This window comes from Endozoicomonas sp. 8E, assembly GCF_032883915.1.
In the GTDB taxonomy this organism is placed as follows: Bacteria; Pseudomonadota; Gammaproteobacteria; order Pseudomonadales; family Endozoicomonadaceae; genus Endozoicomonas_A.
In genome coordinates, this window is the sequence record NZ_CP120717.1 from 1,883,985 (window position 1) to 1,900,216 (window position 16,232).

General features: G+C 50.0%; 2 protein-coding genes (1 of these 2 only partly in view). One reads left to right on the forward strand and one right to left on the reverse strand.

The window, feature by feature from the left end:
• Positions 1 to 15,331, forward strand: the 3' portion of a protein-coding gene (locus P6910_RS06875) for an anthrax toxin-like adenylyl cyclase domain-containing protein (RefSeq protein ID WP_317145530.1). 14,354 nt of this gene lie to the left of the window's left edge; 15,331 of the gene's 29,685 nt are visible here — the last part of the coding sequence; the start codon falls outside the window, past its left edge; the stop codon is at positions 15,329 to 15,331.
• Between the two features lie 326 nt (positions 15,332 to 15,657).
• On the opposite strand, the gene P6910_RS06880 is transcribed toward P6910_RS06875, so the two are convergent.
• Positions 15,658 to 16,209, reverse strand: a complete 552-nt coding sequence (locus P6910_RS06880; protein WP_317145531.1) for a hypothetical protein — start codon at positions 16,207 to 16,209, stop codon at positions 15,658 to 15,660.
• Positions 16,210 to 16,232 lie beyond the last annotated feature (23 nt).

Here is a 16,232-nt window from a genome sequence, read left to right on the forward strand (position 1 = left end):
GTTCTTCGAACGACTTATAATCCATGGAGCGCCTGATCCTAAGGAAAAAACAAAAACGAGAATGAATTTGCTGTTCAGGTTTGGGGAAGTCGAGGCAATTACCTCCATTCTAAGTGACGGGGAAGTCGACACACTGGATCGTTATTTTTCCCGGGAGCCTATTGAAAGCCTGACGGATGAGATGCATGGCGATATTTTGTCGAGATTTTCCGAGGAAATAGCCTTTGCGGAGCTGAAACAATCCATGCTAGAGGAGCGGCTCAAAAGCGTTTTGGAAGCTATTGCGGTAAGAAAGAAATATGGCGCTTTTCAGGTTCCGGTTTTAACTTCGGCTTTTTCAGGCCACCGTGTCACGCCTATCGGGGAAGGCAAAAGTGAGCTGATCAGTCTCGGAACGCTTAACCCAGGCTCCAGGCTACCGATTGTGAAGACGGCTGATGGTCAACATCACGTTAAAATAGAAATCAGGCATACTCAATCGCAGATACTCTCACTGATCCGGCAATCACCGGAAAGTTCCGGCATGGCCGGCTGGCTGGCACTGATGATGAATCCCGATGCCCTGGGTACTAATCCCGAGGCAACCCGGGACTTTATTTCAGGCCTGGCGCCGACAGCGGCGAATTACAAGGAGATTAATCAGGCCGATTTTTTTCATGAAATTCTGCGGGACAAGGTTGTTGGCCTGACGGATGAGCGCATCCGGCAAGTGGAAGACATTTTGATTGATCTGAGCCGGAAAGAAGACCCTGGCTTTATCGGTGATGCCAGCAGGCAATATTTGCTGGCTGAGCTGATCAGGCACCGGGCTCGTGAGTTACACTCCGATCTGCTTTATGGTCAGCAAGATACCGGTAAACAGGTTATCAGGCTGGCGCAACTCCACGCTCTTTCTAAAACGCCTCCAGCCGGGTTTGATACTGTCGGCGGGAAAACCATCAGGCTGGAATTTGATGCCCAGAGGTCCATGAGGGATTATGCGCAGAAAGATCAGAATGGTCTGAAAACCCTGGTGGTGGGTGTAAGGGACGACCTTGCCTATGACAGGGACAAGAGCAACTACCAGGTAACCTATGATGGCACTGACCTGAATGAGATCAAAATAAAAACAAAAGGGAAAGATCTCCTGCCCAAAACGATTCTGGTGATTGATAAAAACCATTACAGGCAGGCACTGTTATCTGGAAGCCTGATCAAGCATCAGTTGCAGTTGGATATTGACGAGATTGTCCGCCAGTTTTCAGAAACGGGGATAGCGAAAAAACTGGAGGCATTGGTCAAAAAAGCCCGGAAGCAACTTGATTTAAATGCTGGCAGGGGTATCCGCATTGAATTGATGCCAGAGTGGTCGCCGGTTGAGAGCAGGGTACTTATGTATGACCGGGATGACCCGGCCCGGCCAGTGCGAGTGCAGTTGGGAACCCTCCGAGCCCAGGGGGAGAACCTTCCCGGCCTCGTTAAAACCCTTTACCCGTTAGCCCTGGCCGGCAGTTACACTGACGGGCATCCGTCGGAACAAGCCGCCACTGACCCCAGAAGAACGCTGGTTAATACTGTCTGGAATCAAAATAACCGATTTCTGGGTAAGCTTGGCGATACCGTTGGCTTAACTGCTCTTTATGACCCGCTCCCGGTATTGAGGTCAACGGTGGACAGCCTTTATCACAGGATGCTGGTGGGTCAGGAACACGACTGGCGAATTCGCCCCGGTACGGTTGCTGATTTCAGGGCTGTCTTTAACCATTTACCATCAGCAGAGCTCAGGCAGGTGTTTGCCCGGGCCTTTCAATACCTTGGTGAGATGCCGGAACAGGAGCGTGCCCGCTTTATTTTTGCTGTTACCAGTACTTATGAAGCCCTGAATCACCCGGTTAATGGCGACCGGAAAAAAGCAGACGCCTTGTTAAAAGCCATAGGTCCTGAGCATCTGACCCAAATGAAAGACTACGGGGTTTCAGGCCAGGAAAAAACGCTTATAGCCATGGCAGGCGCATTGCGGTCGGTGCTAAGGCAGGTCAGAGGCAATGATGGTCTGGCGCGGGTTGAATTTCCATCGTCTGGTCAGGCAGTGCTGGTTCTCGATCCTTCCGAGTTTGAATACAGTGGCAGGCAACCTCTTGAATTCGCCATCAGTCATTATGACGGTCAGCAGATGCAGCCTGTTTTCAGGAGTGAACCCGCCGCTTATGAGCGGCTAGGGTTTAAGCTGCTGATTGATAATGCTAATGCTGAGTTCAGGCTTGTCAGGACGGATGCTGATTCAGGCATTGACCGTCTGGTTTTGAATCTTGATAAAGCCGCCTCAATAAAGCCTCAGGTCAGCCCCTTTTTGCAAAGCCCCCAAAACATTAAGACAACAGAAGTCGTTAGTTCGGAACAGGACCAGCGTTTCTGGCTGGTCAGGATGAAAGACAGTGATCTGTACGGGATTCTTCTGCAAAATGCTAAAAGTGATGGAGAACAACCGGATGAAGGCAGTGTGCCAAAGCATGTGCGGATCGTCCCTTTCGGTGAGACAACAACCGCCAGTCACATTCAGGACGCTGTAGCAATAGACAGCAAACTGAATCCCTCAACAGGGAAGCCCGGGACAGGCTGGTTATTCACTGCTTCTGATCCGGAACTGAGGTTCATTCTCTTTCACCTTCCCGCAGGATCGGCTGACCAGGAAGCGGATGGCCTTCGGGTGTTAAAAAAAGCGCGTCATTCGCTGGAGCTTTTTTTTAAAAGTACCGATGAAGGAAAGGCATTAAAAAAACGCCTGGCCCCATTGACCACTGAGCTGGCCCGGCCTGTTTCTTTGAGTGACTTGCCGCAGATTTCCCAGGCAGCCGGAGGAAAAGTTTCCCGCGTCATGCCCCCTCAGGCCAGGGTTCTGGTGACACTGGACAGCGCCAGCGACCAGAGTCAACGCTTTGAGCGTTACCAGGGGCAAAACGGGTTTGTGACAATAAAGATAGATCCGTCAACCATCAGGCCGGGAGCTGAAGTCAGTGATAGCACCCAGCTGTTTCCCAGACTGGCCAGTGTTTTTCCGGAGGTGTTGCCTGCCGGCGGGGAGCTTGAGTATGAAAACCGCATCAGGGACAGTCTGGGACTACCCGCCCTTGAGCCAAAAACCTCGGACGCCATCGCCAGGGGAGATGAGCAACTTGTCGTTCGATCCATTGAAGTAGCCCAGGGGCTGCGGCTGACCATTAATGAACAGGGGGCTTATGACCCATTTAAACGACAGGTTGTTGTTGCTGAAATGCCTCCAGAAAAGGGTGGCAAGCCTTACGCGCGGCTGGTGATGGACGCTGTAGACTCCCTGCGGTTGGAAATCAGTGATCCTGAGTCGTTTAAGGGCGTTTACGGTCTGGACGTGGAAACAGTCAGCCGGGTGTTAAGCGAAGCGCTGCGTGATGATCAGGCGAACGGTCGCTATCTGATTGAAAACCTTGAGCGTGTTAACCAGCTACTGGCGAAACAGGCTTCAGGCGAAGTGCCGCATTTTAAAGTGATGAACAATGAGCTGATTGAAAAAATTAAGACTTCTGCCGCTGATTTTCTCAATGCTGAACCGACGTCACCGGTCAGGCATCGGGAGTTCGTCAACTTACAGTCCTGGGGAAGCCCGCTGTCTGGTCTGGATCGCCTGATGTCCAGTGAAAGTGAGCAACGGTTTCTTGCCAGATGTCGTTCAGAAGCAGAGCAACTGGCGCTGAGATATACGCCTGTTGATAGCCAATACCGATCTCATATTAAGTCCCTGTTTACCAACTTCCTGTTTCAAAGCATTACCAAAATTGCCAGACAGGTGACTCCTGACGTTTCAGCAGGGTTCCTGCCCTTGACGGGTGTCAGTGACGCGGTAGCCGGTGAGTTACCGCAAAATGCGGCGAAAGAACTGAGCAAGGCTGTGAATAAAAACCAGTTTGACTCTTTCACCGCCGCTATGAAAGCGGCTGCGCGTCGCATCACTGATTTTGCCAATATTGATAAAAATGCCCTAAAGGGGCGTCTGTTTGATAAAACCGTGTACAGCGTTTTTGCGGATACTCTGTCGCTCAGGGTGTCAAAAGGAGAGGCGTTCCAGTTACCTGTTGAGCCAATGTCGCTGAGCCCGCGAACCAGCCGCACTCTCATTGACCCGGTAGCCATTAACGAACAGCAACGCCAGCCACTGATAAAGAGTGGCGACCGGGTGTTTGGCATGGTGAGTGTCGATATCGAGCGAGTGGCCTCCTGGCAAAACCTTGAGTCAGAGGAAGTGGATGGATTATTGCAATTAACCCGACAGTCGGGCATTGGTCGCTCAGATTCAGAAATCCTGACCTTTATTAAGAATCTGGAAGCGGTTTTCAGCGATTTTTCCACTCCCCCGCAGTCCCTGTCCGAAGATATTGCCAGACGCGTCGGTGAGCTTGCTCCCAGTGATCGGAATCGACTTGGGCAGGCATTGATTGATCGGGTCAGTGGTGAGCAAAAAACAGACATTATTGCTGATCGTAGCCAATGGCAGGCGCGTTCTGAACTTGCGGGTGAGCTGCTGAAACTTGAGCTCAGTGATATTGCCGGACAGGTGACAGCGGATGAACGTCTTGAAGACGTTCAGTGCCGACGGGTGGATGCTTTCAGCAGGCTGACTGATGTAGTGACTTTGTCGCTGGATGTCCGGGGAACCCGGGTTGCAGTGGAGTTAAATCCGACTCTGACTCTGGATGCATCCTGGGTTGATACCCGGCAAAACCGGATGGTTATTGGCACCACAAAGACGCAGGGGCTGGTGGCACCAGGAGCCTTAGCGCTTCTTAAGGTGCTGGACAGGGCGATTGGGGGAGATCACACCGGCAGTGACCTGGTGGCTCTTGGGATTCGAAATAATGCTGAAAGTCTCGCGATTAACGACCCGGGCAGGGTCAGGGTTATGCCCGCCCGCCTGGACGTGGCGGCCAAACTGGATCGTCTGGCAACAGCCGCCGGGCTGGTAAGAGAATTGGACGCGGTTGGCAGTGGTGACAGTAAAGACAGTGCACGGTTACTGCGACAGAAAATTTCAAATAGTGTTGAACTGCTGAAAACCATGTCCGGCGATGATAGTGACTGGAATATTGCCCGGGAGCCTTTTCGCAAACGGCTTAATGCTTTTAGTAGAACGCTGAACCTGCCCGGGCCGGATTTACCCAGGACTGTTTGTCGCAGAGCTGCGGGTGAGAGCTGTGGTCGCTCTGTCATCGAAACCCTTGATCGGGTGGATGACGAGCTGGATAAAGCACTGACCAGCAGAGAGTTGGCGTCGCTAAAACAGCGACTCATGGCATCGGGTACTGAGGGTAAGGCGGCAGAGCTGCTGAAAACTATTAATTTCTTTGCCAACCAGAGATTTGCCGCCGTTTCGGCAGTGAGCCCCGCGGATGACAGTAAACTCCAGCAGAAGGTGATGACGAAGCTGGTGGCGTTGTTGTCGTCGGGTAAAGCCAGTTCCGTGGAAGCGGCCATGGATAGCGTCCTGGAGATATACAGCAAGGCCGGGTTTGAGGAAGACATTAACGACTTGAAGGAGGCTATCAGGGGTAGTAACGAATTCAAGGCCATTGTTGAGTCCATGGTGGATCAAAAAGGCAGCCATGAAAGCAGTGATGCCTTGAAACAGGCCGGGGCTCTGCGGGAAAACATGATTGACCGCTGGCTCAGGAAACACAACGTTGACCAATCCCCGACCCTGAAAAAATTTCAGAACGTTCAGGCAAAACTGTCCGCCAAGACCTGGTTTGGCAGTGGTCAGATGGCGTTCGGTGTGGGTATGGGGATAACCGGCCTGGCCCAAAGCTCGGTGTCGCTGTACAACTTGAATAAATATCGGGACTATCTGTCACCAGAAACCTATGCCACGGGGATTGCCGGGGTGGCACTGGGATACACTGGCAGCATTTACGCTTTGTCCAGAACAGCGCATTCGGCGCTGTCCAAAGCCGCCGGCTTTGCCGATGAAGGGCTGGGTCTTGCCGGTGCGGCCATTGAAAATGCGCCAAGACTGGTAGGGAAAAGCGCCATCACATTATCGGCGAAAACCACATCCCGGTTGGCCAGATTTGTTCCCATGGTGGGAGGCTTTGTTGCCGTGGCGGCAGGCGCCACCGCCCTGGCTTCCAGCGTCATGGCTGTGAAGGATGCCAGTAAGGCGGGCAATAGTGCCCAGGTGGCATTTTATGCGGTGAATGCTGCACTGGACTGCCTTGGTCTTGTTTTGGATGCGGTCAGTACTGTTATGGAAGCCTCGGTGATTCTGGCACCGGTCGGGTTTGTACTGGATATCATTTCCACCCTGTTTGGGTTGCTTCAGACCATCATCGGTCTTTTTATCCCGCCCACCAATGCCCGTCAGGACTTTGATGCCCTGATGCAAAGTAAGGCGTTTACAGAGTTTATCGATAAGCTGGCCGGGGACGCGGCAGACGAAGGCTATAGCCGATTTGCCTGGAGGGAAACGGGAGCGCAGCACCTTAAAGATCGTTTTAAAACCTATGAAGCGGATTTGCGAACTTTACGACATCAGGTCGTCAGGGATTTAGAGAGCAACGGTGAAAAAGGCATCAAAATCTGGGATATGGATGAACTGTCCGACCAGCTGGTGGCGCGCACCACGGATAAAGACGACTATGTGGTAGCAAAAGGCGACAAAAATGTTTATGGACTGGGGGGCGACGACAAGATTTTTCTCGAGATGCACCGGGGGAAAGCCTTCGGTGGTGCTGGTAATGACCTGCTGGTGGGGGGAGTGTTTCAGAGTGGGGATGCCGGCAATGACCGACTCGTGCATGCTCTCGGTAAAGTAATTCAGCGGGGAGGGAAAGGTAACGATGAAATGCGCCCCGGTAGCGGGTTTGCTGATATTGACGGTGAGACCGGTGTTGACACTCTGGCATTGCCCAGTCCTGTGCTTGAGACCCATTTCGAGGGCATGTATCAGGTACAATGCCTGAGAACTGATTTAGGGGTGCGGTATATTGATCTTATCTCAAAGCTGCAATATAAATGTGTCTACTGCTATGAAACAGCAACCTTTAGTTCTCCTGGTGTGGTTGCCAGGTTTAATCAGGAAAAGCTGAAAACGGGGCTGGATGGTTTCCCCTACCTGTTTGAGGTAGATCTCTCAAAACAAACGTTCACCAACCGCTTGGTTGAACTGTTGAAGCAGCAGGGCGATGACTTCAGTATCTTGAAGGACCTGTATGGCTTGCAGAAGAAAGGTAGCCTGCGGGTTCAGGATTCAGGTATTAACTTTATCAATTATGCAGGTGGCCCGACGGCATTTCTGGTTTATCCCTATCTTTTTTTGGAAATCTGCGCTGGCCATACTTACACATCCCGAAGTGGATTAGGTTGCCCTGATGATGAGGATGTAGTGCCGTTCAGCGAAATACTGGACACTGCTAATGATATTCAAGCTTTCAAACAACTCCCTGCATCAGAAGTTTATAAAGTGGGTGATGTTGTTATCGCCCTCCTTTCCAGAAAGAAAGTTAAGCACTGGGAAGCTAAAGAGTACAAAAAGCTTTATGAGTCCGAGTCTAAAGATAACATCTTTGCCCTGAATGCGGATAAGCATCGTCATCATTCTTACAACAGCCTGAAGGCTGATGCGAAAGGACGAATTTATGGGGTTGTAAATGAAAAAAAAATGCCCGGTGGCGGGTGTCAGTTGCTGAAACAAAAGACCCGTTGTGCAAAAAGTTCAGCAGCTAAAACTCTTGAAAATTGCTGTGTTTTTTATGAAGTGAAGGGCATTGATTATATTGAAAACAAAGATGTGCACAACGGCGTTCTGTATATACATACCAAGGGGTTCGAGGAGAAGAAGAGTCGTTCAATCAGTATGTACTTTTTGAGTGATAAGAATGATTACCTGATTAAGTTTGATTATGAACAGCTGCGTAGATATGCCAACATTAAAACCTACTTCGATAAAAGTAATGGGGTACGTCACACTCACCTTAATAACCCGGTGGTTCGATTTTACGCGGGTCTTATGGATTTTATTGGAACCCACGGGGTCGTCAGAAATGTTGAAAACGTGATCGGCAGTGCTTACAGCACCAAAATAATCGGAGATAGCCAGAACAATCTGATGGTAGGCCGGAGTGGCCGTAATTTCTTCAAGGGATCATCTGGCAATGACCAGATTGTGACCGGCACTGAGTTTGGTATTGTCTATGGCGGAGCCGGGCGGGATACGGTATTAATTGAAGCCTCAGAGAAAAGCCGGAAATACGTCGACGGCGGCCCTGATGTTGACAAGGTCTCATACGCCCGAAGTAAACAGGGCCTGACGATTGACCTGACCAGGGATAAAAGTCAATTGTCGGATAAAAACGGGGGGGATGTGTATGTCAATGTCGAAGTCTTCGAGGGAACACCCCATAACGATGTCATCAAGGGAAATGATGAAAGCACTACGTTTATCCCTCTGGCTGGCCACAACCTGGTGTGGACCCGCGGGGGGAATGATACTGTGCTGGCTGATGGTGGGCGCACAGAAATCTGGTTGGAAACAGGAAGTAATAAGGTTTTCCTGAAGGCTGGGGATCATATTGTTTATGGTGGCAAGGGCAATGATGAAATTTATTTTTCAGATACCACTCACACCCAGCATTGGATTCAGGGAGGCGGAGGCAGGGATCAGTTAATCAGTACTCTGCGGCCGCGTGTTCAGTTGAAGTTCAGGCAATTGCCGGTTTCTACGGTTGTTCCGAGCACACAAGCAACCACAAAGCCTTCAGAGTTGTTATTGCTAGAATCTTTTTTACGTAAACTTTATGAAAAACCGACCTCGTTACCCCAGGCGAAATTCCAGTGCTCAGATTTTGCACCTGTGCGCCTGGTGATGGATCTCGCGAATAATGCATTAAAACTAAAGGTTCTGGGTGTCTACGACGCCGCCAAAGGCGAGACAAGAATAAAGCCTGAAGACAAGTTTTCCAGGGACAGCGTGTTTCAGTTGTCATTTGATTTAGCGGGGAAACAGAGAGTAAAAAAAGTGACACTGGGTGAGTTCATCAAAGGAGAGGCAACGATAAACTGGAGTGGTGTTGTTCAGGGTGTATCAATGGACTCAAGTTTGGAGTCGTTTATTGCTACTGCCGCCGTTGCTGTTGACCTGAAGTGGGCACCTGAATACAAAACAAAAGTAATTACCGAAAATGGTAAAAGAACAGAGCAGGTAACAACGACGTACAGGGGAAGATGCCAGTCTAAATGGTCGGCTGAATTTTCAACGATTGAGTCGTCACCAGTGACCATCGATTTAACCTACAAAAAAGCTGGGCGCTTGCAGGTGCAGAATGTCAATACCCTGGTCGCTCAGGATGGTGATGACAGGATTACGGGAAATCCCGGTGAAAATAATAAAATTATCGGGGGCAGCGGTAATAATCGTTTAATTGACATGGGGGGGGATAACCAGTTCTCCACAGGGATGGGAGATAACACGATCACCGCCGGCCCTGGATACGACACGCTTTTGTATCAGGTGATGACCCGAACCTGGCTAAAAAATCAGCCCTTTATTACCTACACATTGCAGTCTATTTCGGTGGATATGGCCAGCGGAACGGTTCGTCATGTATGGAAAGCTGATGACAGAAAATCTCCTGACAAATCATTTTCAGATCGGTTTACCGGAATTGAACATATTGTGGGTACTGGCAATAGCGATCACTATTCCGGATCGGACGATAACGAGCATTACACCACGGGCGGTGGTGACGATATTGTGGATATGGGCGGAGGCGATGACCTGGTTGTTGTTCTGGACTCCGGGCAGGAGGCGGTAAAACCCAGCCTCAATGGTGGTAGCGGCAACGATACCCTGGTGTTTGAAACACGTCAGGGCGTCTGGGTGGATCTGGAAGCGGGCAAGGCCAGGGTTGGAACCGGGGAGCTATTTCATGTCAGGGGGTTTGAGCGGATCACTGGCAGTGCTGCTGGCGATACCCTTTACGGCGATGAGCTTGATAATGTTTTCACTCCCCGGGCAGGCGACAACCAGGAAGTCCATGGCAGAGGAGGCAACGATCGCTTTCTGCTGTCTGAGGGAACCCATCGGGTTTCTGGCGACAATGGCACGGATACCCTCGATTATCAGGCCCTGGTATTACCCCCCGGTACCACGGGTGTTATGGTTCTACAGGATTATCAGGCACTGTCAGACAGTCAGGGCAGGTTCAATGGCACCCGCTGGTTTGGTCCGGATTGGTCAGACTATGTCGAACAGGCCGGGTTGCCTTGTCCAAATGACGGCACCGTTGGCAGGCCAACCAATGTTTCGGCCACCTGTCGTTCAGGCTTTGTCGTCTTTCGTTATGAGGAAAAGTCGACTTTACCCAGAGCGCGAGGCATCAAAGATCAGTTATACGACATTGAAAACCTGTTTGGCAGCAAAGGTGACGATGTCCTTTTCCTGACGTTGGCCGAACATCTAGCCAATGGGGCTGATGGCAATGACCGCCTGGTGGATCTGTCTGAGGGAGCAACCCTGAACGGTGGCAAAGGGAAAGACATACTCCATGCCAGCCCTCGTAACGATAGCCTGGGCAGCACCACGATAGGTGGGCCAGGTTACGATGTTCATTATGGCGGCCCTGGCGATGACAAAATGATTGCGGATCAGGATCCTGACCGGTTGATGGGCGATAAAGGCAAGGATTTTTATCTCATCGACTGGCAAGCCAGGGGCTCAGAGATTGCTGACCCGGATAATGGCAATATGCTGATGCTCAGGGGCAAAGGGGTCACCTTTGACACTATTGGGCTGGTACTGAATCGAAATTTCAGTCAGCTGGCCTTTCAAGACCAGGGACAGTTCTGGGTAAACATCACCATGGACGCTGTGCCAAGAAGAGTTCGTCCTGATGGCAGCCTGGACACTGGGCATTTTGTCGAAGCACTCCATCAGCATTTTCCTTATCTGCGCATTGAGGATACTGAAAAAGGCAACAAAACGTCTTCGGCTCCCCTGACCAAGCAAGATTTAAAGCTTTTTTATCAGGACCGGTTGATAAAGGATATCCGTCTGGACAATATCCTGATTGCAGAGGCTGACAGTCAGGTGGTTCATGCTGGCATTGGCAATGATGACCTGATGGCACTGGGCTGCCGGAAACCCAAGCAGACGGAAGGATTCTCTGGCTGTCACTACAAGCTCTACGGTGAAGAGGGGCACGATACTTTTCTGGTTCGCAATGCGACAGCGGATGTCTATCCGGGACCGGGCCATAACCGGCTTGCTGCTGGTGAACGGGCCAGGGTTTTTGTCAGTTTTGATCCGGGTCAATCACAAACCTTCGGGCTCTCTTTGCCATCTCCGCCAGAACAGCTCAGGTCCATTTCCTGGCAGTCCGTTGAGCCAGAACAACTGGTCAGCCATGGCGGGCCCCTCCCTGGTGAAAACAGTGCAGGCTTCAAAAATGCCCGGCAGTTAACTGAAAGAAGTCAATGGCTGGAAATACCGGGCTTAGTGACGGGTGGAGCCATGACACTGTCATTGCAGTTGCGGGTTTCTGGCCTGGATCAGGCCTTTCTTCCCATTATTTATTTTGCTGATGACGTTGGTCGTCATGGCATCAGGGTCGATAAAACGGGCCGTGATGATTTGGAACTGACTCTTTCCGACGCTGCTTCTGAAACCATCTTTCATGGGCGGGTGTCTGATTTTTTTCAGGATGGCCAGTGGCTGCACTTGGCGCTGCGGGTGAATCGTGCGGGCACTGTGGGCATTTATAAAGATGGAAAAAACGTTTTGGAAGGCGTCAGGGTTGATGTGCCAAAACGAATGGTCAGATCTGTGAATTTTCTGGGTCGGGAAGCGGTGGGCACTCAAAATCCCAGTAACGCAACATTGAGCGTTGCCGGGCTGATGGTGGTCGATCATTCGATGACTGATGAGGCCATTAGCCAGTTGGCCAAATCCCCCAGCGGAAATCTGGTGAAGCTGTCGTCTGAGTGTGATTCGGTTGAGGTGGCTCTGACCCATTATCCGGACTACCTGGAGTTGGGTGCCAGGTACTACCTTGATGGTCAGGATACGGTTCGTGACTGGCTCAAGTCCGTTGAACGTTTGCCGGGTATTGTTCCTGAACCGGATGGCCGACATGTCTTTGTTGCGGATAAAAACAGCAAAAAGGGGTTGTTTCAGCAGGGCGATGGTTACAGTGAGATTGTCGAGGCTCCGGGGCGTGCCGATTTGTTGGTGGTGGACGTTAATCGGGATAGTCAGGCGGTGTTTCGCAAAGAGCATGATGATCTGATGATTTATCTTTTCAAGGATGGCGAAAACCTGGAAACGACTTCTTTGACCAGCATTTCCGATCGGAGACGGTATCAGAATTATTTTAATAGCAAGCATTCGGATCGGGTTGAGCGCATTGAGCTGGATCATAGAGTTTTGCGGTTGGAAGATATTTGGTCGCTCACCCGCGATTTTCCACAACCATTACAAATCCTCAACAGGGCAAGACTTGAGGAGGTAAGGGTGCTGGAACGTCAGGGACAGTTGCTGCTGTTCTTTGGCGGGAACCATTTTCCCCTGGGAATGACGTTGGGTCAGTTGTGGCCCGTTGTCTGGGATAATTATGAGAGTGATCCACTGGTAACATTAAGCTGCCCAAGCGTTCAGCCCGGCAGAGGGGCGAAAGCAGTGTGTTCCATGTCGGCTATGGATTGGCGTGGATTGGCCCGGGTTTACGGTCAGGCGTTGTTTTCCGGGTCGGACATCAGTGATGAACAGTTGCTGCAGCTTAGTGCCCGTAATGTGTTTGAGAAAACGGCTGGTTTCTGCCCGTTGAATGACATTGCTGAGTCCTCATCAAACTGTACAGTACGCTTGGGTACTTCGGGTGCTGATAACTGGAACTCATCAGGGGAGACAGGTGCCTTTTTTGGGCTGGGCGGTGACGATCAGTTCACGGTAACAGATTTGCGCTGGAATTATCTCGGAGGCGGTGAGGGAAATGATTCGCTGGTGCTTGCCCCCAAAGTCTCCGTCGGTACATCGTTTATTGTTGATGGCAACCAACAGCAGATTGTTGTGGATGGGCAGGTAAAAGGCTCAGTGTCCGGATTTGAGTTTATCCACTGGCAGGTATCCGGATCTGGCCAATTTATCCCGCCACCGGAAGTGACCCGGTTAAAGGTTACCCTCGGGCAGGTGCAGGTTAAAACCGGGGCCAGCCTGGGAAGCATTGTCGTTGGTGGCACCGGGACTGTGCGACTTCTGGATACCGGTTGGAACTCGGTGACCATCTTCTGCAAGGACGATGGGACCGGGCTTGATAACGTTCATTTTAACCATCCGGGCATCAGGTTATCTGATCTGATGGTGCAAAGGTTTGAGCCAGCAACAACCTTTGAGAATACCCTGACGGGAGGACAGATGACGCTGTCCTGTTTTGTGAGTCCTGATGCCTCTGGATCTGCCGAGGTTGAGTTGTTTGGTTTTTCGGACTTGCCGGACAGCGACAAGGGGACAATGACCCTGTTGGTCAGTCAAGGGAAGGATCTGGTTATCAGAGTATTGTCGTCTGAAGGGAAGGAACGAAGGATTGTCGCCAACGACTTTTTTCCAGCGGGCAAAAAAACGCACCTGCTGGTGTCTCAGGATCAGAGCCATTTGCTGATTTATCAAAATGGCCAGCTTATCCAGTCTGAAGTGCTTGCCCCTCTGCCTCTGGCTTTACGCAGCAGAACGCAGATTGGGGACAATGCCAAGAGTTGGCTGGACGCGGTGGTTTTGGTGGCTGGCAGCGTTAACGCCAGAACCGCAGGTTTGTTGGCAGAAACACCCACCGGAAAGTTGACCCGGTTAAAACGAATCGATTCCCCTGAGCTGGGAGTGGTGGTCAAAGGGGGCAGTCCAAAGACTGTTACAGTGGGTCAGCAGCGCTTAACCCTGGATCAAGTGCATACCGCCTTTGTTGAGAGCCAAAGCATGAAATCTTTGGAAAACTTTCGGAAGGATACTGAATTAACGGAGCCAAAGGTTAGCCCCGGTGCTGCGGGTTCAGAGACCACCATCGCTTCGGTACTTGCAACTGCAGAGCCTGCTGCTACTGTCGTAAATCGGCTTACTCCCTCAAAAAGCACTCAGTTTACTCAGGCAACACCGATTCCTACCCAATTAAAGCCAAGTGTTGAGTCTTTTGAGTTTCCTGATTTTCCATTGACTGTTCTTAAACAGGAGGCGCCTGAATTACTAAAGATACCGGGTTTAGGAGATCTGATTGACAGGGCAAACTCCGATGAGCCTGCGTTCAAGGGGCTCGAATCCCTCCCATGTTTTTCCATTGGTTTGCCTGCAGGCGGGGAGAACAGTAATAAAAGTCAGTTTTCGTACAACAGACTTCAGTGCAATGAAAGTTCTGTCCAGTTGCTTGATAATCAGCAGGCACCTCAACTGCTGGTTCCTCAGGGTCATCAATGGTCGGTATCGGGATTGAATTGCTCTGCACTTTGCACGCCTCTGGTGCCTACTGTTGTCACTCCTGTTCCAACTAGTCCTTCTTCTTTACCCAATCAGCATGAATGCTTTTTGCCCTGTAATGTAACAGGTTCAGAGTGGGATACCGAAGAGGGCAAAAATTACAATATAACCGAGTTAACACCATTTTCTTATGGAGAGGCCATCGACTGTTACACGCCGTGCCAGGGCCCGGCTGCTTCAATGGCAAACGGGTACAGCCAGCCAGTTAAGGTCGATCTTGGTCAGCAACGGGTAACATCGGGTCAGACACTGGACGTGCTTCTTAAAGAGATCAGGGATTTTAAATGGGATAGTAAGACTGATGTTTTGTTAAAAGGAAATGACCTTGCCAATACCCTTGAGCTGGGCTCATCCGCCTTGAATGGGCAGGTTCAATCGGGGGCTGGGGATGACCATATAAGGCATCGATCCCCGGGTGAAATGGTTTATAAATACGAAAAATGGGGAGGCAGAGACCTTATACAGGTATTGGGAGAGGGCAATCTGGAGTTGGATTTTGGCGATGTCGCTATTAATGACATCACTTTAACGGAAAGTCTTGGTGTTATTGAAGTTGAAGTGAAACATGAAGGTGAAGAAGTGGAGGACCTGTTTTATATCACCGGGAAATCTAAATCAGGAAAAGACAGTTTTGACCAGCCGCGTCTGACCGGTATTCGTTATGAAGGTGGCAGCATTCAAAATGATGACCTGAATATTCTTATTCAGAGCATTAACCAGTTTGAAAATAAGTTTCAAACGTCGGTTTCGCCATCAATTTCGCCGACTGCCGCCCGGAGTGTGCCGCTGGTTTCGACTTCTTTTGCCGGGTGAGTAGTCGAGCTTCCTGAACAGCTCTGTGCAGGTACAGATTACTGCTAGTCTGGGTCGCAGTGGCTGTTCTTTCTGTCTTATCAGAAGTAGTAGTCGATAATATTATCTCGCTTCAGCTATATGCCGACTGCAATGACTGATAGTAGCACCCTGATATTCCGGAGCATCAAATCATGGCCCCATGTTTAAGAAAGCATATAGCCTGCTGTTTGATATTAATGGACGGAGTAGTAATGCACAGCTCCGAAGCGGTAGATATTGAGTGGCATCCGCCAGGATTGACGGGGGAAGGGTAGAAAGAACGATGGTCCATATAGGTCATGTTTTTATTCGGATTGACTTAACCCCTCAATTTCGCTCTTTAGTTCTTGAAACTCTTCCATTATGCCTAAATCACTAAATAAGTTCATGAATTCACTACTTTCATTAAATATTTTCAATCTGCTTATCAAGATAAGCTTCAACTTCTCCTCTAAATATTTGTTTTTTTTCATGTTCTGAAAGGTAACATCAAGCACACCACCTGATCCAGATATAGGATCAAGAGACATCATAAAACCAAGACAATTAGGATTAGGATGTAAAGAAGCCTTTGCTGATGCCTTTAATTGCTCAAAATATAGATCTTTTGGATCTTTTGAGCCATGTTCGGTTTCACTTGAAAGTACTGCTATCATTATTCGAATTGCTGGCTCCATTCCTGAAAACTCAGGTCTGTCAAAAGCTTTCAAAAATGTTTGATGACTTTCTGCGCCTATATGAAATGAATTTGTAAATCCATTGTCGTAGAGTTTGATGAAGCGAGAAGCAGCTGAAAGTACCGTCGCATTCAAATTACATGAAATTGAATATATTATTAACAGTAAAATCGTATTCATGAGTCTCATAGTGAACTAATCTC

Excerpts from the sequence above, each read along its gene's own strand:
- P6910_RS06880 (WP_317145531.1), bottom strand. The coding sequence starts at position 16,209 with ATGAATACGATTTTACTGTTAATAATATATTCAATTTCATGTAATTTG.